Here is a 21,094-nt window from a genome sequence, read left to right as displayed (position 1 = left end):
GCACCAGCAGCACCTGGTCTACCGGCTCACATGCCGACAGGGCACATCATGACCGGGCCGGAAGATTCGGCAGCTTGAACAGGTCTCGAAGCACTCCGCGCTGCGATGGATCCATCCGCGCCCAGTCCCCTTCGCGCAGCATCGCTGGGGTGCTGCCGAGAGCGGTCGCCACTTCGCCCAGCGTTCGACGCACGCAATCCCGATCGGTGCGGTAGAAGCCCATGGCCGCTCCCCCACGCTGGCGGCGGTCAAGAAACCTGACCAGCGCAACGCTGCGCGGGCGGATGAGTAACACCATGTCAGGCTGCACAGGCGAGCTCGCGTCCGTCGCGGACTCGCTGATGGCGATCGTGCCGTACCTGCCCCTGCCCCCGGCCACGCTGTGCATCCGGTAGCCGGCCTGCGCCAGTGCGGTCTCCTCTTCAGTCCACTCGACCCTTTCCTCGGGGCCGACCCAGACGTCGTACGGCTCGTTTGGCTCGAACGGCGGATCCGGATTCCACAGCACCGGACCGCCAGGGGCACGCACCGGTACCGTGTCCGCCCAATCGAGCCACGCGTCGTCGATCTTGGTTGCATTCGCAGCCATCGCGTCGATGAACTCTCGAGCACCGGCGACGACTGCCGCTTCGGTGGTCTGGATCGCCGCCTCGACCGTACGGTCGGTGTGGGCACGCAACGAGAGGTTGGCTGATCCCACGAAGGCGGTCCGACCGATGACGAAGACCTTCGCGTGCAGGGTCTCGTGGGCATAGAGCAGGACGCCCAGGTCATACCAGCTCCGCAGCAGCCGAGCGGAGGTAGCGCCGCTGGCGATTGCGTTCCTGCTGCCGTTGACCACGATCAGGTCGCCTGCTTTCACCGACAGCAGGTCGGTTGCCCCGTCACCCGCATAGGCGACGGCAGCCCTGACCTTCCTGCCCTCGGCCTTCTGACAGATCGTGTGCATCACCTGGCTCGCTATGAATGGCACACCGCATCATGGTCCGCCCAAACGGCCGTGTCCATGGTGGTCCGTCGCCGGCATCGCTCCCTTCACCAACGTATGCGGCGGGAGCAGCGGCCGTCGTGGCCGTCGCGCAGGAGGCAGCGCCGGCCACCGGGCAGCCGCAGGTCGCAGAAGACCCGGTGGCGGAGGAACTGCTGGTCCTCCTCGGAGACGGTGGTCTCCCCCGGGTCCGCCATCGGCAGCACCAGCATCCATCGGCCGATGACCCGGGCCAGGCGTTGCGCGGCGGACAGGTCGTCGGCAACTACGGGCAGGTGAACGACGTAACGCCGGCTCATCAGGCCCGACCCTCCTCAATGCGGGCACCGACGTGGTCGGCCTGCGAGCGACGCAGGCCGGCCTTGATCCGGGCGGTCTCACGGCGGCTCTCGGCGAGCGCGGCGTAAACGGCGGCCATGTCGACGGCGACCCGGTCGAGGAAGGCGTACACGTCGTCGGGGTTCAGACCGCGACGCCCGAGCCCGGTCGGCGCGAAGCGGCGCTCACGCACCTGCCACGGCAACAAACTGGTGTACGCGGCGGAGCGGTGGGTCGCACCAGCGCTCGGCGGCTCTGGTCGCTGGTTTCTGGGGTTCATGTCTGCCTGCCTTCCGCTTTCGGAGGGGCGAGGGTGTTCGAGAAGCACCGCGGCCGTTCGGGGGGGACCGCCGTGCTGTGACCAGCCTGCGACAGTCTGCCGGCGGAGGTGCAACGTTCCAGGCCGCAATTTCTCTGCTGTGCATTGACTTTCTTTGCTGAGACCCGTAGGAGTTGCAGGAGAGAGTCACGCAGTGTTGCGCGTTGGAACCAGGGAGTGTGGGGATGCCCGAAGACATTGGATCGACCGTGCCGCGCCGCCAACTCGGTCGACTGTTGCGGCAGTTCCGCAACGAGGCCGGCGTGACGCTCGACGCCGCCGCCGAGGCCCTCGAATACAGCCGACAGAAGATCTGGCGCCTCGAATGCGGCCAGGGGTCGGTGCGGGTGCTCGACGTCAAGGCCATGTGCGAGCTGTACGGGGTGTCGCCCGAGATGACCGAGGCGATGCGCGAACTCGCCGCGGAGACGAAGTCAAAGGGCTGGTGGCACGCGTACGGCGACGCGGTGCCGAACTGGTTCGAGCTGTACGTGGGGCTGGAATCCGCCGCGGCTCGACTGCGGGAGTACGGCGAGACACTAGTTCCCGGGCTGCTCCAGACGCGCTCCTACGCCCATGGGCTCTTCCAGCCGGGCAGTCGGCTAAGCCTCGAGGAGCGTGAGCAAGCAGTCGAGGTGCGGCTACGACGACAGGCGTTACTTAGGCGTCGACTGCCGCAGCCCCCGCGCTTGGACGCAGTCCTGTCCGAGGCGGTTCTCCGCCGAGTTGTCGACAGCTATAGCGTGATGACCGAGCAGCTCAACCATCTGCTCGAAGTCTCCGAGCAGCCGAACGTCTCAGTGCACGTGGTGCCGCTCGCCGCCGGGCCGCACCCTGGAGCGGTCGCCGGCTCGTTTGTGATCCTCGATTTCCCGACGACCAACGGGGGTCGGACTGCACCCGAACCCTCGGTGGTCTACAGCGAGTCGCTGACCGGGGCGCTCTACCTGGACAGGCCGGATGAGCTGACGGCCTACGAGGACACATGGAGAGGGCTGGTGGCCCTCGCGCTCGGCGAGGCAGAATCAAGAGACATGATCAAGAGGATCCTCGGGGAGATGCGGCATGACTGATCTGACCGGCGCCGTCTGGCGTAAGAGCACCCGCAGCGGTGACAACGGCGGCAACTGCGTCGAGGTCGCCACCAACCTCCCCGGTGTCGTCGCTGTCCGCGATTCGAAGGACCCGGTCGGACCAACCCTGTCGTTTTCGCATGATGCTTGGCGACGGTTGCTCTCCACCGCCACGGGTCGGACAGACTAATCAAGATCCGATTCGAGCGATCATCACTTCTATCCCAGCGCACGAGCTGGCCTGGCTGGCGGCAAAACACGCCGCAGCCAGCGATGGATGCTGCCCACAGCGCCGATGCTCATCTGGACAACCGCCAGCCAGGTCAAATTCATCCAGCCGTCGAGCAGCAGGGCCACGCCCAGCACGGTCAGACCGCTGCTCTCCACCAATACCAACCAGACGGGCGTGCCAGTCGAATCACGGGCCCCTCCTGCGCGACGCAGCAGGGTCACGCCGCGCCACAGGCCGAGTCCTCCGAACAGGAGATCCAGCCGGCAAGCGTTGCTACCCATTCAGGCACAGCGTGCTGCGTACCCTCCGGTGGGTCGTGCCCGGCGAGGAACCCCTGCTGGCCATCGCCGATGTCAACCTAGACCGCCGCGACAAGCGGGGCCCAGTCCTGGACATCATCACGACGGACGAGAACATCAGGCTCACCTTCGACGACTGGGCCGGCAAGAGGCAAGGGTTGGACGACAGCCGTCGGCTCGCCAATCTCCTGGCCGCCGCGATGGATCTGCCCGAGGCCGAGCGGCGTACCGACCCGCTGCTGAGCGGCGGTTCCTCGACTGATCGGGCGATCACCCGGTAACCGGCCGCGACCGGATCGGCCTACATCTGGTCCACTGGCCGAACCCAAGGGCCGAACCGGTACGTGCAGGCGGCGGCACCCTGCTCGTTTGGATCGGTGCTTTCCCGGTGGCCGTCCGCGATCGACCACCGGGAACGCTGGTCAACCCGCCCGATAGGAGAGGTAGTAGCCCTCGTACGGCCAGCTGTGGAAGTTGTTGAGTTCGGACGCAGCGCCGGTGCAGTCGGAGGTCCGGTAGCCGGAGACGGAACCGAAGCCGTTCCAGCCGATCGCCCAGATCGCCTCGGCCGGGACCGGGCGGCAGATACCGTCGGGCGTGGCCTGCCTGCCTACGATGATCTGTGTGTAGGCCTGGTAGAAGACGAGGCCGGTGTCGGGAACCTTGAGCGTCTCGACAGCGGCTGCGGGCGACGCCGGTATCGTCACGGCCAGCGTGGTGATCAAGGCGGCGGCGAGACCCGCAGCGATTCGGCTGGTAAATCTGCGCATGGGCTTCCCTTCCTAACGGTGTTCAGGGACGGGATCGGAGCTCGATCAGCTCAGGGAGAGATTTACTTGCATCGATTATGTTCCCCGTGTCAAGCAACCCGCCGCTGACCACTGTCACTCAGCGTCCCGAACGCAGGGCTGGCTGCGAACTGGTCGCCTGCCACCCGAGCCGGGGGGGCATTCGGAGGTGGCCGGATCGGCCGGCTTCCCGGCTGGCGCCTGCCGTCAGTGACCGCAGGCGCCACAACCTGCGGTGCGGGAGCAGCTCGTCGCCCCTGCCCCCTGGCCGCCGACCGGTGGTCCCGCTGTCGTCGCGAGCTGCGGCGATCGTGACGCATTGCCCACCTTGTCGCGAGTGACATGGCCGTCCAGCTGGGCGGCGGCGCGGGTCCTTGACGGTGCAACTTTCCCACGCTAGCGCAAGTTTAATTCATTTTCATCAATGAAAATGGGTAGCCGGGCTGTTGAAACCCTTCGCCATCGCCGGGGCCATCGCAGGTGTGTTGGCTTTTGCCCCCTGCCTCGGCGGCACCCCAGTCGGGGGCCGGCGTCTACCCGCCCGGGAACTGCCAGCCGGGCACATTCTGCGTCTGGCCCCACTGGGATCACCCGAACGGGGTTCCTACGGCGACTCCGTCCCTGGTGACCACTACGGAGTGGAGCGGCAACATCACGGGTTTCAACTACTACAACTACACGAACCGGAACGCCGAGATAAGCTGGTCGTTCACCACCCAAGGAAGGACTTTCACCGGCACGGACTGTGCTCCTCCTGGTGACGGATTCTTCTACGTTCCCATGACCGTGACGAAGGTGAGTTGGCGGACGCACGTCTGCTGAATCCCGCCGTATTCTGCATTCCCGGATTCGGTGCTCCCGCCTTTCCGGTGGTCTTCGTACCGGGACGACCACCGGAAAGCGGGCGGAGAACCCTCCTCGGGTACGGGTCGTCGAAGAGCCTCTCAACCCTTGCCTTCAATGGGAGTTGCACGTGCTGCAACTGCGGCACGAACCGTCGACAATTGTCCGACAGGCGACGGAGTTAATTGCGCCGGATAGCCGACACGGCGATTCTCCGACTACCGGGCTAATCTGCCTTCGTCGGTCAACCAAGGCGGTCAGCCCTAAGGAGAATGTCGTGTTCATCGTGGCGACGCAGGATCCGAATACCCGCGGCCAATCTGAAGGACCCGGTTCGGGTGCGGCTGCCTGGGGCGCCCTCCTGCCCATCGACGCCGGCCTCACGCAGGCCGGGGCGGATCGGCAGTTGGCCACCTACCTGGCCGGGGTGCAGGCGGGCGAGCCGCTGTGCATTCGCGCGCACGGCAACGACGAGGAGATCGGCGACGCCGAAGCCGGCGCCAAGGACTGGGGTTGGACGTACAAGAAGCTGGCCCGGATGCTTGCCACCCACCTGACCGCCACCCCGAGCGTCGTCCTGATCCGGTCGTGCGCCGAAGAGGTGACCAACTTCCCCACTCAGATGGCGGTCCGCCTGGAGTCGAACTGGCCGGGCGCGAACCACCTCGACGGGGTGGTCATCTACGGCTACAACACGCCGGTCAACATCAGCACGCCCATCCCCTCGCCGCAGCAGCTGACCAAGAACGTGCAGGTCCAGCCGGTCATCGTCTCATTGTGACCAGCCGCCGCGCCCAGCAGATCATGCTTGGCCGGTCAACCCGCTACTGACTGTCGAGGCTTGTAGATCAAGACGCGTCGAGCAGGAGAATCGCGCCGATCTTGCACTTCCTGTCGCCGATTTAAGCGGGAATGCACCCTAATGTCGGGGCAGAAAGTGCAAGATCGCGATGCAAGCTCGGTTGACGAACAGTCATTCTGCCTCACGCAACGGCGTTGATGAGGAGGCGCAGCCGCAGCGGGTAGGGTCCCAATCATGACGATTCCCCACCTCACGGCAGCCGGCGGCACCACCCTGCCGGCGATCGGGCTCGGCACGTACCGACTGAACGGCTCGGCCGGTGTCGACGCGATCGGGCAGGCGATCCGGGCGGGTTACCGGTTGATCGACTCGGCGGTGAACTACGAGAACGAGGGCGCGGTCGGCCGGGCGGCACGTTCGGCGGGTGACGTGCGGGACGAGCTGGTCGTCACCTCGAAGCTGCCGGGGCGGCACCACCGCTACGACGAGGCGCTGACCACCATTGCGGAGAGTGTGTTCCGCACCGGTCTCGACCACGTCGACCTGTACCTGATCCACTGGCCGAACCCCAAGACCGACCTGTACGTGCAGGCGTGGCGGGCGCTGATCGAGGCGCGCGAGCATGGCCTGGTCCGGCACATCGGGCTGTCCAACTTCCTGCCGGAGCACATCGAGCGGCTGGTGGCCGAGACCGGGGTCGCCCCGGTGGTCAACCAGATCGAGGTGCACCCGTACTTTCCGCAGCAGGAGGCGATCGACTACCACCGGGAGCACGGGATTCTGGTGCAGGGTTGGAGCCCGCTCGGCCGCGGCAACGACCTGCGGGAGCATCCCGTCGTCGTGGAGATCGCGACCGCGCACGGTGTCAGCCCGGCACAGACGATCCTCGCCTGGCACGTGGCCCGTCAGGTGATTCCGCTGCCCAAGGCCGCTTCCCCGCAGCGGCAGGTCGAGAACCTGGACGTCTTCGACATCAAGCTCACCGACGGCGAGGTCGAGGCCATCACCGCGCTGGGCCGCCCGGACGGGCGGCTCGCGGACCAGGACCCGGCGGTGTACGAGGAGTTCTGACGAACCCGATCCGCTGACTGTGGGTGGGGTGGGGTGGGAGAGCATGGCGCATGCTCGACGGACTTGACGACATCGATTGGGCGCAGCTGAGTCACGCCTACGGGGCGGCCGACGACGTACCCGATCAACTGCGCGGGCTGCTCTCGCCTGATCCGACCACCCGGGGCGAGGCCCTGGTCGACCTCTACACGAATGTCTTCCACCAGGGCAGCCGGTTCGAGGCGAGCGCGTACGCCGTGCCGTTCCTGCTGGAACTGCTCGCCGATCCGGCCACCCCGGACCCGGCGGCGGTGCTCGGGCTACTGAGCGCCCTGGCCGTCGGGTACGGCGAGCGTTTCCTGCCGGAAGGCTTTCCGGTGGCCGAGTACCGGCGGGCCGCCGAGGGCGGACGGGAGCTGCTCGCCGCCAAACCGCCACCGTGGACCGGCACGGACAAGTCGAAGAAGGAGTACGTCGAATACACGTACGTCGAGTCCCTGTCCGCGGCGGAGCGCGGTCGGCTGAGGGCGTACGTCGAGGTGGCGACCTACGATGCGGTGCGCGCCGGGGTTCCGCTGTTGCGCACCCTGCTGACGCACTCGCATCCACGCGTGCGCAGAGCCGCGGCGTACGCCCTCGCCTGGTTTTCGCAGGAGGCCGACGGCAGTGTGTCAGCGCTGGCCGGCGCGGTCGACGCCGCTGCGGAGCCGGGCGTCGGGTCGACCCCCGGCGAGTTGGCCACCATGTTGGTGGCCTCGGGGCTGCTGGGTGCCGCGCCAGACGTCCGCTGGTTGGCCGATCCGCGCCCGGTTATTCGTTGGGCCGCCGCGATCGGTCGGGCCCGCGTCCTCGGCACCGTGGCCGACCGGGCGACGGTCGAGGAGCTGTTGAACTGGGTGTCAGCGCTACCCGACGACGCCGGCACCGGGCCGGTCGAGGACGAGTGGGTGCCGTTCCTCGACGGTGATCGCGGCCGCTACACCGCGCTCGCCCTGCGGCAGCTCGGCCCGCAGCACGAGGACCGCGCCCTCGACGCGCTGCTCGACCGGCTGCCCACCGTCACCGGCGAGCAATCGTTGACGGTGTTGGGTGTGGCACTGCGCCTCGCGTTCCCGGACGGTCCGAAGGCGGCAGGGACGCCGGTAGCGGCGTTGCCGACCCGGCAGCGACGACTCGCCGAGGTGTTGGGCCGGTCGACCGAGCCGTGGCTGATCGACGGGCAGGAGTTCGGCAATGTGACAATGCTCGTCGGACATTACGGCCTGCCGAGAAGCCGCGAGGCGATGCTGACGTACCTCGGACGCGTTCCGTAGCCCGCCAGTTTCCGGTTGCCGGTTGTCGTGGTTCACGGCCGCGCATGGGCGGCCTGTCGTGGCCGCCAGGGAGCGTCACCTCCCGACGGACCGGCGGCGCGTCGACCGTTGTGACTCGAACGAATATTTGTGCCTGTGAGCCATCAGGCTCAACGAGACATCCGCCGCCAACCAGCGATCGTCCGGGTCGCGCAGCGAAGCGGCGGGCCGACAGCCACCCATTGGGACGACAACGAGGCGGCGGGCCGACAGTCGGGGGCCGAGGTCCATCGCCCGGGCCGGCTACGACCCGGGCGACGATCTCACCTAGACGAGCCCGCCGAGCGCCGGGTCGCTGATGCTGTCCGTGCCGTTCTCGACATGACCCGCGCAGCGGTACGCGAATTCGACGTCACCGACGACGGAAACCGTCAGGTCGTACCAGCCGTGGGTGCGGGCGAGCGCCCACGTCGCGCGTTCGGTCTCGCCGGGGCGCAGGGACAGCTTCACCGGGCGGGAGTTGTACCCGTCCCGGACGGTCACCTCGACCCGCCGCGACCCGCGGTTCTTGAGCGTGAGGGCGAGCTTGTAGTCACGCTCGTCGTAGGCGGGGGTGACGTCGAGGCGGGACCGGCCGTCGGTGAACCGGCGGAAGAACCCGTTCGGGCCGTGCACCGACAGGTCGTAGGACGACTCGACCGGCCAGGTGTCGGTCAGGTGCTTGCCCGGCTCGACGGTGTAGCTGCGCGGGGCGTCCGCGCTGCCGGCCTGGCGGACCTGGAAGACCGCGGCGACCTTGCCTGCGTTGCGGAAGTCGATCCGGAGCGCGCCGTCGTCGACCCGGGCGTCGGCGTGCAGGGTGTACGGGATCGCGCGCGCCGGACGTACTCCGTGCTCCTGCTTCGGTAGCCGCTGGTCGGCCGGCGGGACCGGCACCTCGTCGGGGTGCCGGATCAGCTCCTCGGGCTTGAAGTCGTCGGTGTCGGGCAACCTGACCTCGCGCGAGCGGTTCGGGTGCCGGAAGTCGAAGGCCGTGGTCAGGTCACCGACGACGGCGCGCCGCCACGGGGTGATGTTCTGCTCGATCAGGTCCGGGCGGCCGTGCCCGAACCGCGCCTCCAGGAACTTGATCAGCGAGGTGTGGTCGAAGACCTGCGAGTTGACGTAGCCGCCCCGCGTCCACGGTGAGACGATGACCATCGGCACCCGGATACCGAGGCCGTACGGCCCGGCCGGGTGGTCGGCGTCGCCGGGGAAGATCTCGTTGGTGGTCGGGACCGTCGACTGCCCGTGCTCGCGGGTCTGCGGGGGCGTCGGCGGGACCACGTGGTCGAAGAAGCCGCCCTCCTCGTCGTACGTGACGAAGAGCGCCATCTTGCTCCACACCTCGGGGTTCGACGCGAGGATGTCGATGACCTGCGAGATGTACCAGGCGCCGAAGGCCGGCCCCCAGTTCGGGTGCTCGGTGTACGCCTCGGGCGCGGTGATCCAGGAGACCTCCGGCAGGCGTCCCGCCTCGACGTCGGCGCGGAAGTCGGCGAGCAGCGCCTCCGGGTCGCGGCCCTGGGTCCTGATCTCCGTGCCGGTCTTCGCCTTCTCGGCCAGCGGCGTTCCGGGCTGCGCGTTCTGGTACTGGTGGAAGTAGAGCAGCGAGTTGTCGCCGTAGTTGCCGATGTACGGGTCGTTCGTCCACCCCCACGACCCGCCGGCGTTGAGGCCGGTGCCGACGTCCTGGTAGATCTTCCAGGAGATGCCGTTGCGCTCCAGCCGCTCCGGGTACGTCGACCAGTCGTAGCCGGCCTCCGCGTTGGTGATGACCGGGCCGCCGTCCTTGCCGTCGTTGCCGACCCAGCCGCTCCACATGTGATAGCGGTTCGGGTCGGTCGGCCCCATCAGCGAGCAGTGGTAGCTGTCGCAGACGGTGAACGCGTCGGCGAGCGCGTAGTGGTAGGGCAGGTCCTGGCGGGTGTGGTAGGTCATCGCCGTGACGCCCTTGTTCGGCACCCACCCGTCGAACCGGCCGTCGTTCCAGGCGGCGTGGCCGTCGTTCCAGCCGTGCGGCGGGTCCGGCAGGAAGGTCTGACCGAGATCCTTCACCTCGGGGCGGAACGGCAGCAACTCGTCGTCGCCGTTGGGTTGGTGCCAGACGTCCTTGCCGGACGGCAGTGTCGCCGGATGGGGGTCGCCGAAGCCGCGTACGCCGCGCATGGTGCCGAAGTAGTGGTCGAAGGAACGGTTCTCCTGCATCAGGATGATGACGTGCTCGACGTCCTTGATCGAGCCGGTCCGGTTGTTCGCCGGGATGGCGAGCGCCTTGCTGAGGTCCAGCGGGAGCGCCGCGCCGATCGCGGGAGCGCCCATCGCCTTGAGGAAGGTACGTCGATCTACCGTGCCCATAACTCCGCCTTTTGTGCGACCTGTCGAGAAACTGGCGACCGGACGCTATCGTCGACGGGTTGACGGCAGATGACAGTAGTTAGTTCGTTTTACGACCATTCGACGACCGGCTCCGCGCCGCACTCGGGCTCATCCCGTGCACCCGTTTGAAGGCGGCGCTGAAGCCGAAGGCGTCCGCGTACCCGAGGTGTCGCGCCACGGCGGCGACCGTCGCCGTGGATTCGGCAAGCATGTCGGCCGCCAGGGTCATGCGCCAGTCGGTCAGATAGGTCAGCGGCGGTTCGCCGACCAGTGCGGTGAACCGACTGGCCAGTGTGGACCGGGAGACTCCCGCCTGCGCGGCGAGGCTGGCCAGGCTCCACGGCCGGCCCGGCGCGTCGTGCATCGCGCGCAGTACCGGACCGACCGTGTCGTCGCCCAACGCCCGGTACCAGCCGGGAGCCTCGGCCTCCGGTTGGTCGAACCAGTCCCGCACCGTGCACACCAACAGCCAGTCCAGGAGACGGTCCAGCACGACCTGCCGGCCGGGCCGACAGGCGTCGAGCTGCGCGTCCAGGTAGTCGCGTAGCGCGGCACAGTCCTGGTCGTCCGGGACGACAAGCACCGGCGGTAGCGCGCTCAGCAGTCGCTGGGGCACCAGACCCCGAACGTGGTACACCCCGACCAGCAGCACCAGGCGTTCGGTGGGATCCGTGCCGCCCTGGGCGGACGTGTCGGTGCGGCCGCGCCGAACGTCGCGCAGCTCACCGGGCTCGAAGCTCGACCGTGGCTCGGCCGAGAAGACGAACGGCGCCGGGCCGCGCACGGTGGCGGCCTCCCCGACCCGGACCAGGCGGGGCTTGTCGCTCTCGGGGTGGGAGATCCACCCCTCGCCGCGCATCGGAACGCAGAGCGTCAGTGGGGCGCCGTCGGTGAACCGCAGTGCTCCCGGCGGAGTCAGCACCGACCGGCCGAAGGCCGCACCTTCGGCGTGCACGCCCCGCAGCAGACTGTCGAACGGGTCCATGACATCGACGATAGGTCGCCGACGACGGGGCTCGGACGATCGGACATGCGCGGCGTACGACAGCACATGTACCGGTGCGCGGCGGCCGGGTTGACTTGTGGTCATGACGACAGACGCGGCTTCGATCCTCGTGCTGGCCGGGACCGGTAAGACCGGTCGCCGGCTGGCGCAGACGCTGCGGGCGGCGGGTCAGCAGGTCCGGGCCGCCTCCCGCTCCGCTGAGGTGCGGTTCGACTGGTCGCGGCAGGCCACCTGGGGGCCGGCCCTGGAGGGGGTCTCGGCGGTCTACCTGCTGGCTCCGGAGGACCCCGCGCTGGCCGCCGGCTTCGTGGCGCAGGCTGTCGACTCGGGTGTCGGCCGTTTCGTGGCGCTGTCCGGGCGCGGGATCGACCGGGTGGGCGACTTCTCCCCGGGCATGGTCGCCGCGGAGGAGGCGGTGCGGACGTCCGGCGTCCAATGGACGATCATCCGACCGAACAACTTCAGTCAGAACTTCAGCGAGGACCTGTTTCGCCAACCGCTGCTCGACGGTCGGCTGGCCCTGCCGATCGGCGACACCCCGGAACCGTTCGTCGATGCCCAGGACATCGCCGACGTGGCCGCGACGCTCCTGACGTCACCCGGTCACCACGAACAGGTGTACGACCTGTCCGGTCCACGCGCGCTCACCTTCGCCGAGGCGGTGGCGACGATCGCCACGGCGTCCGGGCGTTCGATGCGCTACGTGGAGCTCACGGCGGAGCAGTACCAGGCCGACCTGCTCGCCGAGGGTTATCCGGAGGAGGCAGCCACGGCGCTGAACAGCCTGTTCGCGGGGATGCGGGCGGGACATCTCGCCGAGCCGACCGACGGGGTGCGTCGGGTTCTCGGACGTGACCCGCTCGACTTCGACAGCTACGCCGCTCGGGCCGCGGCGGCCGGAGCCTGGTTGTAGCTCCGGGAGCGTGCGAGCGGGGTAACGGGTGATCTGCCCGCATACTCCGAGCACCCCGACGTACGGTGAGATCGTGCCGACGAGAGACGTACTCACCAAGGCTGACCTGGCTGAACTGCGCCGCTCGGCGCTCGGGACGGCCGACCCGCTGGGTGTCGCCGCCGACGTCGCCGAGGCGGCGGAGCAGGGTCGGCTGGAGGATCCGGACGACGCCGGGGACGCCCTGACCCTGGCCGCCGAGATCGCCGAGATCCGGGCGAGACCCGAGGCCGCCCTGCGCTACGCGGAGCAGGCTCTGGCGGCGTACCCGTCCGGGGACGACCCGCGCGCCGGGTCCGCCCGGGCGTTGCGGGCCCGGGCGCTGTTCCGGGCCGGCGGTCGCGACGACGAGGCGATGGCGGAGTTGACCACGCTGCGCCCGTCGCTGCTCACGCAGCCCGACGCCCCCGCCTACCTGAGCGCCGCGCTGGACGCCGGCGGTCGTTCGGCGACCGCCGAGACCTGGCTGAGCGAGGCGGTCGACACCCTGCTCAACGAACGCGCGAGCGCCGCGTCCGGACCGGCCAGCACCACCATCGACCCGGTGGTCGATCTGGGTCCGCCGGACGCGCCCGGTGTCGTCTTCTTCCTGCTGCAACAGCGGCACCGGGTACGCCGGAACCTGAACCTGCCACACGATCGGCAGGACGACCTGGCGGACCGGTTGGAGTCCCAGCTGGTGCGCCGGGCCGGAGAGCGTCGGGACGCGGAGTCGGACCTGCTCTTCTGGCCCCGGGCCGAGCTCGATCGGCTGCTCGCCGAGCACGCGACGCTGAGCGAGGTGTACGGGCCGGACTGGGACGCGCATCGGGGCCGGCTGGAGAAGGAGCTGGTCCGGCTGAGGGACGCCGGTCAGGCCGGGCTGGGCGTGTTCCGCGCCACCGTGGACGGACTGAACGCGTTCGCCGCTCGACGAGACGGCGACCCGAGCGACGCGGCGGTCCGGGCGGGGTACGCGGCCGAGGTGCAGGCGCGACCCAGCGCGCGGATCGCCTGGCCGCCGGAGCGCAACGACGCGTGCTGGTGCGGCTCGGGCCTGAAGTACAAGAAGGACTGCCTGCCGCGCTCCCGGTAGCCGGGGGCATCGGTGTCGTCCGGCTCAGCGGCGTGTTCGACGCCGTGGTCGACTTCGACCAGGTCACCCGCGGTCCGCACGACCCGCGGGCGCTTCTTTCGATCTTCGACAGCGGTGAACACCTCCATCCGAACGACAGGGGCATGCAGGCGATGGCCGAGGCTGTCGACCTGGCCGTGCTGCGGTGCGAGCGCTGAGCCGATACTGCGATGCGACCGCTGAACCGCTACGGTCCATCTCTGGACGATCGACGTCCACCTGACGCCTCCGGAGGAGACGCCGATGTTCGAGGAGTTCATGGGCATCCCCGCCCACCCTCTGGTGCTGCACGCCGCGGTCGTGTTCGTCCCGCTGCTGGCCCTCCTGACGGTCGGCTACGCGCTCGTCGCGCCCATCCGGCCGCACACCCGGTGGGTGCTGGGGCTGCTCGCCGTGGGTGCGCCGGTCGCCGCCCTGCTGGCGAAGCTCTCCGGGGAAGCCTTCTTCGAGCGCATGCAGAAGGCCAACCGGATCACCCCCGAGTTCCTCCCGAAGATCGAGGCGCACCAGGAGTTCGGCGACATCACGTTCTGGGCGACCCTCCTGTTGGCGATCGTGGCGCTGGCACTGGTCCGGATCGTCGCGCCGCGCTCCGCCGACGCGAGCGCCACCGACAACCGGCGGCCCGGCCGCGCGCTGACGGTGGCGTTGCAGGTGCTGTCGGTGGTGGCCGCCGGCATCGTCGTGTACTACGTGGTCCGCACCGGCGACTCCGGCGCGAAGGCGGTCTGGGAGGGACAGTGACCCCTCAGGCCACCTCGTCGCGTACCCGCACGGACACCGCGACGAGCCAGCCGGAGATGAGCACCGCTCCGACGGCGAAGCGGAGGCTCGCACTCTCCTCGCTCCAGGGCAGGGCGGTGAGCACGAACGCGACGACACCGCTGGCCGCGCTGGAGAGCGCCCATCCCCGGTGGCCCTGGCCGGCGAAGCGTCGGGCGATCAGCAGCCCGGCCCCGATGAGCGACAGGAACGCGGCCGCACCGCACACCGTGTGCAGGATGCTGCCCGTGCTGGTCTGCTCGGGCAGCCCGCTCGGGGCGCCGGGCGGCCAGCCGAGCGCGGGATCGGGGACGAAGAATCCGCCGCCGACCATCGCCACCCCGTAGACGCCGACCAGCACCGGCACCACCGTCCCGGCCCGACCCGGGCGCAGTGCCCGCCACAGGCCCACCGCGAAGGCGACGGCCAGCACGCCGGTGCCGGCGAACGCGATGACCTGCAACCAGCCGAGGTCACCGAGGGTGAGCGCGCTCAGCGCGTGCCGGCGCAGATCGAACCCGGATCGGGTGAACGCCTGCCCGAACGACAGGGCGGGGAAGAGAACGCCGGCGATCGTGCCGCAGCCCAGCAGGAGCCGGGTTGGACGAAGACGGGTCTCGGGGACGATCGTCCGGGACGTCATGGGCGTGCCTCTCGGATCGGCGTCACGTTTCACCGTCACGACGAACGAGGCCACTGCGGATCGACACCGCCCGGCGGTGAATCCGGCGGGGTGCTGGTGCGGCCCGGTCGTAAGCTCGGGCCGCACCAGCAGCGGTGACCGTCAGCCGGCGTGGTACGCCCGGATGATGGTCTGGTCGATGCCGCTACCTCCGTTCGCGGCGGCCTTCACGCGCAGCGAGACGGCCTGCCCTGCACTGGCCTTCGGCAGGGCGACCCGGTAACTGTCGCCGCTCGCGGTGACCCGGGCCGACGTCCAGGTGACGCCGTCGTCCGTCGAGGTCCAGACCTGCAACGACGTCACCTTCTGCGCCTTCACGCCGTGCGCCTGCCGGACGGCCAACTCGGCAGTCGCGCCGGTGACGTGGTTGGTGGTGTCCATGGGCAGGGCGTAGTCCAGCGCGAGCAGTGGCAACGGCACGCTCCCCGTCCCGTCCGGCCCGGCGGACCGGAACGTCCAAGAGGTGCTGACCTTCGTCGAGATCGGCAGGATCAGGCTCGTGTCGACGTCGAGGTTCAATCGGTAGTCCGCCATCCGCTGCGGCACGGTGAAGTCGGCGAGCGGCCTGTTCCGCTCGTCGACGAGCTTGCCGTCGCGGTACAACGAGAGCTTGCGGTTCACGCCGATCGAGTCGCCCTGGAGGCAGTCGGCCCGCTGGTGCTCGTCGGTGAGGGTCACCAGGTCGATGTGCAGGTTGCCCCGGGTCCGCGACGGCGCGGTGGCGCAGCTGTGGCCGACGCCGGCCGGGTCGTCGTACCAGCCGGAGTGCAGCGGCTGCCGCGCCCAGACCTTGGCCTGCCGGCTGCCCGGCTGGTAGCTGCGGGGTGCCTCCTGGGCCGACAGGCCGCCGTAGACGCCCTCGTCGGCCCAGCGATAGCCGGGCGACAGGTAGTCGGTGCGGTACGGCGGCAGGTTGCCCTCGTGGGTCTCCGTCACCCACACCCCGTCCGGAGTGAAGCCGGTGCGGATCAGCTGGGTCGACATCCCCTCCGAGTCCGCCTGGTGGAACCGTTCCTCGATCCGGGCGAGTTTCGCCTGCTCCGCCGCGTTCACCCGGAACGCGGGATCGGCCGGTACGCCGAACGGGTACTCGTGCACCAGGTTGTAGCGGTACGGCTTGGCCGTGCCGGCCGGTGCGTCGAGGTTGACAGCGGCCCAGCTGCGCAGCGATCCGACACCGGGCTTCGGCAGGGCGGAGGCGCGGACGGCGGTCGCGGTTCCGTACCCGCTGATCTGGTTCCACACGGACAGCCCGTTCGCCGCGGTCTGCACGTTCGTGAGATCGATCTTGGTGGCCTTGGTGGCGACGCTGTCGACGGTGGCCGTCACCGGCTTGGCGCGCGCCGGGTCGAGCGTCACGCTCCGGTTGCCGGTCACGTTCAGGTCGGTCTCGCCGACGAGCGTCGTCTCCAGCACGTCGCTGTCGACGTAGTAGGCGACCGAGGCGCCGAGCATCGAGTACCGGCCGGCCGGTACCCGCAGCGTGAAGTCGTCGCCGGGCGCACCGCCCGCCCCGCCGTAGTAGATCACCGGGTCGGTGAGGTTGGTGATCGCGAGGTTGATCCAGCTCTCCGCGCCGTCCTTCAGACCGGACAACGGCTTGGTGTGGATCGTGAGGTCATAGCTGGGCGGCTCGACGTAGAAGCTCACCGGCGTGGTCGCGACCACCGTGCGGCCGGTGCGGGCGGTGACGGTGGCGAGGTAGAAGCCCGGCCGGGTGGCCAGCGCCGCGCGGTTGACCCGCAGGGTCGCCCCGGCGGTGCTGCCACGCTTGACAGTCACCCGGTTCGTCGACAGCGACGCCGCGCCGCGCGGCACCGGCTGGCCGTCGTGGTTGACGACCGCCACGTCGAGGTCGAGGACCGTCGTCGCCGGGGTGGCCGCGCCGGTCCAGCTCAGCGTCGCCTCGCTGGTCCCGGACTGCGGGTACGCGAACGTGCCGAGATTGACCACCGGCTGGTTGCTGGTCGGGCCACCGAGGGCGCGGACCGCGTTGAGCCGGCCGGCGCCGACGGCGTACGCGTCGATGCCGGTCAGCGGGTCGGCGGCGCCGACCAGGGCTGCCTTGAGCTGCGCACCGGTCCAGTCCGGATGCCGCTGGGCGAGCAGCGCGGCGGCGCCCGCGACGTGTGGGCTGGCCATCGAGGTGCCGCTGATCGCCTCGTAGTGCTTGTCGATCGGGTCCTGGAGGTTGGTGCCGGCGGCGCGCGCGGCGACGATGTCGACACCGGGCGCGACCAGCTCGGGCTTGGCCACGTTGCTCATGACCAGCGGCCCCCGGCTGGAGAAGTCGGCGAGCTCGTCGTTGCGGTCCACAGCGCCGACGGTCAGGGCGCTGGCGGCCGAGCCGGGCGAGGAGATGGCCCCGCCGCTGTTGCCGGCGGCGATGACGAACAGCGCACCGGTCTGCTTGCTCAGGCCGTCGACGGCGAGCGAGAGGGGGTCGTTGCCGTCGTCCGGGTCGCTGCCGCCGAGGCTCATGTTGATGACGTCGGCCCGGGCGGCGGCCCACTCCATGCCCGCGATGATCCCGGAGTCCTCGCCCGAGCCGCGGTCGTCGAGGACCTTGCCGATCACCAGCTTGGCGTCCGGCGCCACGCCGCGACGCTGCCCGGGTGCGGCCGCGCCGGTGCCCGCGATCGTCGACGCGACGTGCGTACCGTGGCCGTTGTGGTCGACGGCGTCACCGCCCTCGGCGGTGAAGTCGGACCGGTCGGTGACCCGGCCGACCAGGTCCGGGTGGGTGAAGTCGGCACCGGTGTCGAGCACCGCGACCCGGACGCCGGCACCGGTGTAGCCGGACTTCCAGGCCTCGGGTGCGGCGATCTGTCCCAGGTTGCGGTCGAGGTCCCGCTGCTGTCCACCGCCGGTCAGCGCGGTCGCGCGGACCTTGCGGTCGAGCCAGACCTTCTTCGCGCCGGCGAGCAGCGAGTTGGTCGCCAGCTTCGCGGTGGCCGGGCTCTTCTTGGGTACGCGGCCGGCCACCGCGCCGATGCTGGGCAGCGGCAGTACGTCACCGAGCGCGGCGACCCGGGCGGACGCGGTGGCGGGCTGCACGATGAGCGGCAGCTCCGTGGTGTTGTCGTCGTCGTACCCGTCGGCGACCAGCGTGGTGACGTCGAAGAGGTCGGGGTCGAGGACCGCGCCGATCTGGGACGCGACGCGGGCGGGGATGACGTGCAGGTGACCGTCGGGGCCACAGGTCTGGCGGATCACCGCGTTCTCGTCGGCCGGTCGGACCGTGGCCTGCGGGCATCCCGAGGCATTGCTGCGGACGGTCACCACGTCCCCGGTCAGCAGGGTGACGGTGTGGGTCCTGCCGTCGATCGAGGTGGCGGGTGCGCCGGTCCGGCCGATGCCGCTGGGTCCCGCCGTGGCCGTGCCGCCCGGTAGGGCGGTAAGCGTCGTGGCCGTGACGGCGACGGCCAACAGCCACCGTGTTGTCCTGAGCATGCTGCTCCTCGTCTAATGTGGACGAAAGCGCCTCTTCGGGCGACTTCCCGCAAGATCATATGCACATGTAGGTGATCTTCAGAGGTTTCCGACGACAGGTTTTCCGCTGGTGGGACCCGGATTTCCGCAGCGTGTCAGCGTCCGGCTCGGTTCGATGACGTTTCGATTGCCGCCCACCTCGTCCAGAACTGCACATTGTGAATAGAGCGCACATCCCCCTCCGAAGGCATCGACGGGACCCGGGCCCGGACCTAGCATGGCCACGAATGGATCTTCGAGACAGCTCCCTGCCGAGACCCGGCACCCAGCCCAACCGAAGGGAGACGCGCATGCGTCGACCCCGCCATCTGGCACTACTGAGCGTCGGCGTGTCCGGCGCACTGGTCCTGACCGCAGCCGCCACCGCGACCGCGGCCCCGCCCACGACCACCACGCCCACCGGCATCGTGGTCAGCGACGGCATGACCCAACCGGTGTTCTCGCTCGCCGACGCGATCGAGGAGCGGGTGTTCGTCCAGACCCCTGTCGACACCGATCACGACGGTCGGCTCGACCGGGTGGCAATCGACATCTCCCGCCCCCGGGAGACCGGCACGCAGGGCTTCAAGGTGCCGGTCATCTTCGAGCACAGCCCGTACCGCAAGGGCACCTGGGGCGACGTGCCGTACCCGAGCGTGCTGGTCGACGACCTGCCGCAGAACGGTCTGGCCGACCGGTCCGGGCGGCGGGCGCTCGGCGCGGGCACCCAGCGCGCCCAGGCGAAGGCCAACCTGCCCGGCTCGCTGGACGACTACTACGTGCCCCGCGGCTATGCGGTGGTGCTCGGTCAGAGCGTCGGCACCGGCGACTCCGACGGCTGCCCCACCAGCGGCGACCAGGCCGAGACGCTCGGCACCAAGGCGGTCATCGACTGGCTCAACGGCCAGGCGTTGGGGTACGACGCGAACGGCGCCCCGATCACCGCCGGCTGGACCACCGGGGCGGTCGGCATGACCGGCGTCTCCTACAACGGGACTTTGCCCAACCAGGTGGCCACCACCGGGGTCAAGGGACTCAAGACCATCGTGCCGGTCTCCGCCATCAGCAGCTGGTACGACTACTACCGGGCCAACGGTCTGGTCGTCGCTCCCGGGACGTTCCAGGGTGAGGACCTCGACATCCTCGCCCAGTACACCGCCGGGCAGGCCCGAGCCGAGGGGCCCTGCGCGGACGAACTGGCCACCATCACCGCGGAGCAGGACCGGGTCACCGGCGACTACTCGACGTTCTGGCGCGACCGCGACTATCTCGACGCCCGTAACGTCAAGGCCAGCGTCTTCGTCGTGCACGGCCTCAACGACTGGAACGTCAAGACCGAACACTTCGCCGGCTGGTGGGACCAGCTCGCCAAGCGCGAGGTGCCGCGCAAGATCTGGCTGCACCAGGGCGGGCACGGCGGGCCGGGCAGCAGCGCGTCGGTGACCCTGCCGAGCGGGCAGACGTGGACCTACAAGCAGACCGAGAACCGCTGGTTCGACTTCTGGCTGTGGAACGTGCGCAACGGCATCATGGACGAGCCGACCGCGGTGCTCCAGCGCGAGGACCGCGCCTACACCACGTACGCCAACTGGCCCGACCCGGCCGCGCGTGCGGTCGGGTTGCGGTTCGCCGCCGCCGACGCCACCGCCCCGGGCGCGCTCACCACGGGCAAGCCACCGAAGGCCACAATCGAGCAGAGCTTCGTCGACGAGGGCCGCACCATCCACCCGGACACGCTGGTCGCCAACCCCGACACGGCGAGCGCGAACCGGCTCGCCTACCGCTCCCCCGCACTGACGCAGGACGTCCGCATCTCCGGACGTCCGGAGATGCGGCTGCGGATGGCGATCGACAACAAGCCGGACGCGAACCTCACCGCGTACCTGGTCGACTACGGCCCCGCCGGGTCGACCGCCGCGCCGACCGTGGTGACGCGAGGTTGGATGGACCCGCAGAACCGCAAGAACGCCGCCCGCACCGAGCCGGTCAAGCAGGGCAAGCTGTACGACTACCGGTGGACCCTGGAGCCGAAGGACTACGTCTTCCCGGCCGGGCATCGGATCGGTGTGGTCGTCTTCTCCAGCGACCAGGAGTACACCCTGCTGCCGTTGGGTGGCACCAAACTGCGGGTCGCAGCGAACGACAGCGAACTTCGGCTGCCGGTGGTCGGCGGGCGGAACGTCCTGGGGTTCTGATCCCGTCCTCGCATCCAGGTGGGGCGGTCCGAAGCGTTCGGGCTGCCCCACCCGCACGTCGCGACCGCTCCGCCTGCCCTCCGGCGGCGGGATAGGCGCGGACCCTCCTGATCCACTCGGCTTCCATGATGTCGGGGTGTTCCCGGCGCCCGGACACCGCGACTTTCAGGAACCCGAGTCGATCACCCCGCCTCGTCCGCGGTGTCCGTATCGTCGGATGGGCGGAGTGGGCGTTTTCTTTCGGTTTGGTGGTTGGTGTCGGGTGATCGGGGCCACCCCGGCGGCGGAATCGGCGGCCGGGCCGGGTCGTTATACCTGGCAGACCACCGCAACAGTCCGGGTCGTGGTGCGCCGGCCGCAGGAACCGCCGCCGGCCCCTCCCACCGGAGGCAGCCGCCGGGAACATCCGGCGGGCCGCCCCGGTTACATCCCCCGCACGGCCGAGCACCACCACCGGCCAACCCCCGGGCAGGCCGCATGCGCCACCCCC

General features: G+C 69.7%; 20 protein-coding genes. 11 read left to right on the top strand and 9 right to left on the bottom strand.

Annotation, left to right across the window (positions count from 1 at the left end):
* Positions 1–46 precede the first annotated feature (46 nt).
* The 3 genes from ACFYPM_RS31150 to ACFYPM_RS31140 form a co-directional block, all read right to left on the bottom strand.
* The gene (locus ACFYPM_RS31150) at positions 47–952 is read right to left on the bottom strand and encodes a hypothetical protein (protein WP_387204650.1); all 906 of its coding nucleotides are present in this window, start codon (positions 950–952) and stop codon (positions 47–49) included.
* Positions 953–1,035: 83 nt separating this feature from the next.
* Positions 1,036–1,287: a hypothetical protein gene (locus tag ACFYPM_RS31145; protein ID WP_387204648.1), complete on the bottom strand. Its 252-nt coding sequence runs from the start codon at positions 1,285–1,287 to the stop codon at positions 1,036–1,038.
* The gene (locus ACFYPM_RS31140) at positions 1,287–1,586 is read right to left on the bottom strand and encodes a DivIVA domain-containing protein (RefSeq protein ID WP_387204645.1); all 300 of its coding nucleotides are present in this window, start codon (positions 1,584–1,586) and stop codon (positions 1,287–1,289) included. The genes ACFYPM_RS31145 and ACFYPM_RS31140 overlap by 1 nt, the downstream gene beginning before the upstream one ends.
* 224 nt (positions 1,587–1,810) lie before the next feature.
* Between ACFYPM_RS31140 and ACFYPM_RS31135 the strand changes: the two genes are divergently transcribed.
* A complete protein-coding gene (locus tag ACFYPM_RS31135; protein ID WP_387204642.1) occupies positions 1,811–2,698 on the top strand; it encodes a helix-turn-helix domain-containing protein in 888 nt (295 codons plus the stop codon).
* Complete coding sequence (locus ACFYPM_RS31130) at positions 2,691–2,888, top strand: DUF397 domain-containing protein (protein WP_387204639.1); 198 nt, start codon at positions 2,691–2,693, stop codon at positions 2,886–2,888. The genes ACFYPM_RS31135 and ACFYPM_RS31130 overlap by 8 nt, the downstream gene beginning before the upstream one ends.
* Before the next feature lie 29 nt (positions 2,889–2,917).
* Here the strand turns inward: ACFYPM_RS31130 and ACFYPM_RS31125 are convergent, their stop codons facing one another.
* Entirely contained in the window at positions 2,918–3,211 is a 294-nt protein-coding gene (locus ACFYPM_RS31125) for a hypothetical protein (RefSeq protein ID WP_387204636.1), read from the bottom strand.
* Between the two features lie 11 nt (positions 3,212–3,222).
* Here ACFYPM_RS31125 and ACFYPM_RS31120 point away from each other — a divergent pair, with 11 nt between their 5' ends.
* Complete coding sequence (locus tag ACFYPM_RS31120) at positions 3,223–3,510, top strand: hypothetical protein (protein ID WP_387204633.1); 288 nt, start codon at positions 3,223–3,225, stop codon at positions 3,508–3,510.
* A 141-nt stretch (positions 3,511–3,651) separates the two neighbouring features.
* Here ACFYPM_RS31120 and ACFYPM_RS31115 read toward each other — a convergent pair whose 3' ends face one another.
* Positions 3,652–3,954, bottom strand: coding sequence for a hypothetical protein (locus tag ACFYPM_RS31115; protein ID WP_387204631.1), 303 nt, complete (start codon positions 3,952–3,954; stop codon positions 3,652–3,654).
* Positions 3,955–5,137: 1,183 nt separating this feature from the next.
* Between ACFYPM_RS31115 and ACFYPM_RS31110 the strand changes: the two genes are divergently transcribed.
* The 3 genes from ACFYPM_RS31110 (at position 5,138) to ACFYPM_RS31100 (ending at position 8,025) form a co-directional block, all read left to right on the top strand.
* Positions 5,138–5,641, top strand: a complete 504-nt coding sequence (locus ACFYPM_RS31110; protein WP_387204628.1) for a hypothetical protein — start codon at positions 5,138–5,140, stop codon at positions 5,639–5,641.
* A gap of 255 nt (positions 5,642–5,896) precedes the next feature.
* Positions 5,897–6,733 carry an aldo/keto reductase gene (locus tag ACFYPM_RS31105; protein ID WP_387204625.1) on the top strand — a complete coding sequence of 279 codons (837 nt, stop codon included), beginning with the start codon at positions 5,897–5,899 and terminating at the stop codon, positions 6,731–6,733.
* Positions 6,734–6,783: 50 nt separating this feature from the next.
* Positions 6,784–8,025 (top strand): HEAT repeat domain-containing protein, encoded by a 1,242-nt coding sequence (locus tag ACFYPM_RS31100; protein ID WP_387204622.1) that lies wholly within the window; start codon positions 6,784–6,786, stop codon positions 8,023–8,025.
* A 306-nt stretch (positions 8,026–8,331) separates the two neighbouring features.
* Here the strand turns inward: ACFYPM_RS31100 and ACFYPM_RS31095 are convergent, their stop codons facing one another.
* Together ACFYPM_RS31095 and ACFYPM_RS31090 are read right to left on the bottom strand one after the other, a co-directional pair.
* Positions 8,332–10,401, bottom strand: a complete 2,070-nt coding sequence (locus ACFYPM_RS31095) for a phosphocholine-specific phospholipase C (protein WP_387204619.1) — start codon at positions 10,399–10,401, stop codon at positions 8,332–8,334.
* A gap of 79 nt (positions 10,402–10,480) precedes the next feature.
* Positions 10,481–11,407: an AraC family transcriptional regulator gene (locus ACFYPM_RS31090; protein ID WP_387204616.1), complete on the bottom strand. Its 927-nt coding sequence runs from the start codon at positions 11,405–11,407 to the stop codon at positions 10,481–10,483.
* A gap of 103 nt (positions 11,408–11,510) precedes the next feature.
* Here ACFYPM_RS31090 and ACFYPM_RS31085 point away from each other — a divergent pair, with 103 nt between their 5' ends.
* The 4 genes from ACFYPM_RS31085 to ACFYPM_RS31070 all read left to right on the top strand — a co-directional run bounded on the left by ACFYPM_RS31085 (position 11,511) and on the right by ACFYPM_RS31070 (position 14,238).
* Positions 11,511–12,341 (top strand): NAD(P)H-binding protein, encoded by an 831-nt coding sequence (locus tag ACFYPM_RS31085; protein WP_387204613.1) that lies wholly within the window; start codon positions 11,511–11,513, stop codon positions 12,339–12,341.
* A gap of 73 nt (positions 12,342–12,414) precedes the next feature.
* Positions 12,415–13,455, top strand: a complete 1,041-nt coding sequence (locus ACFYPM_RS31080) for an SEC-C metal-binding domain-containing protein (RefSeq protein ID WP_387204610.1) — start codon at positions 12,415–12,417, stop codon at positions 13,453–13,455.
* 32 nt (positions 13,456–13,487) lie between these two features.
* Positions 13,488–13,652: a hypothetical protein gene (locus tag ACFYPM_RS31075; RefSeq protein WP_387204607.1), complete on the top strand. Its 165-nt coding sequence runs from the start codon at positions 13,488–13,490 to the stop codon at positions 13,650–13,652.
* 85 nt (positions 13,653–13,737) lie between these two features.
* Positions 13,738–14,238: a DUF2231 domain-containing protein gene (locus ACFYPM_RS31070; protein ID WP_387204604.1), complete on the top strand. Its 501-nt coding sequence runs from the start codon at positions 13,738–13,740 to the stop codon at positions 14,236–14,238.
* 4 nt (positions 14,239–14,242) lie between these two features.
* On the opposite strand, the gene ACFYPM_RS31065 is transcribed toward ACFYPM_RS31070, so the two are convergent.
* Positions 14,243–14,899: a DUF998 domain-containing protein gene (locus tag ACFYPM_RS31065; protein ID WP_387204601.1), complete on the bottom strand. Its 657-nt coding sequence runs from the start codon at positions 14,897–14,899 to the stop codon at positions 14,243–14,245.
* A gap of 141 nt (positions 14,900–15,040) precedes the next feature.
* A complete protein-coding gene (locus ACFYPM_RS31060) occupies positions 15,041–18,391 on the bottom strand; it encodes a S8 family peptidase (protein ID WP_387204598.1) in 3,351 nt (1,116 codons plus the stop codon).
* A 329-nt stretch (positions 18,392–18,720) separates the two neighbouring features.
* Between ACFYPM_RS31060 and ACFYPM_RS31055 the strand changes: the two genes are divergently transcribed.
* Positions 18,721–20,604: a Xaa-Pro dipeptidyl-peptidase gene (locus tag ACFYPM_RS31055; RefSeq protein WP_387204595.1), complete on the top strand. Its 1,884-nt coding sequence runs from the start codon at positions 18,721–18,723 to the stop codon at positions 20,602–20,604.
* Positions 20,605–21,094 lie beyond the last annotated feature (490 nt).

The organism is Micromonospora sp. NPDC005203 (assembly GCF_042872705.1).
In the GTDB taxonomy this organism is placed as follows: domain Bacteria; phylum Actinomycetota; class Actinomycetes; order Mycobacteriales; family Micromonosporaceae; genus Micromonospora.
This window is presented reverse-complemented; position numbering and strand designations above follow the sequence as displayed.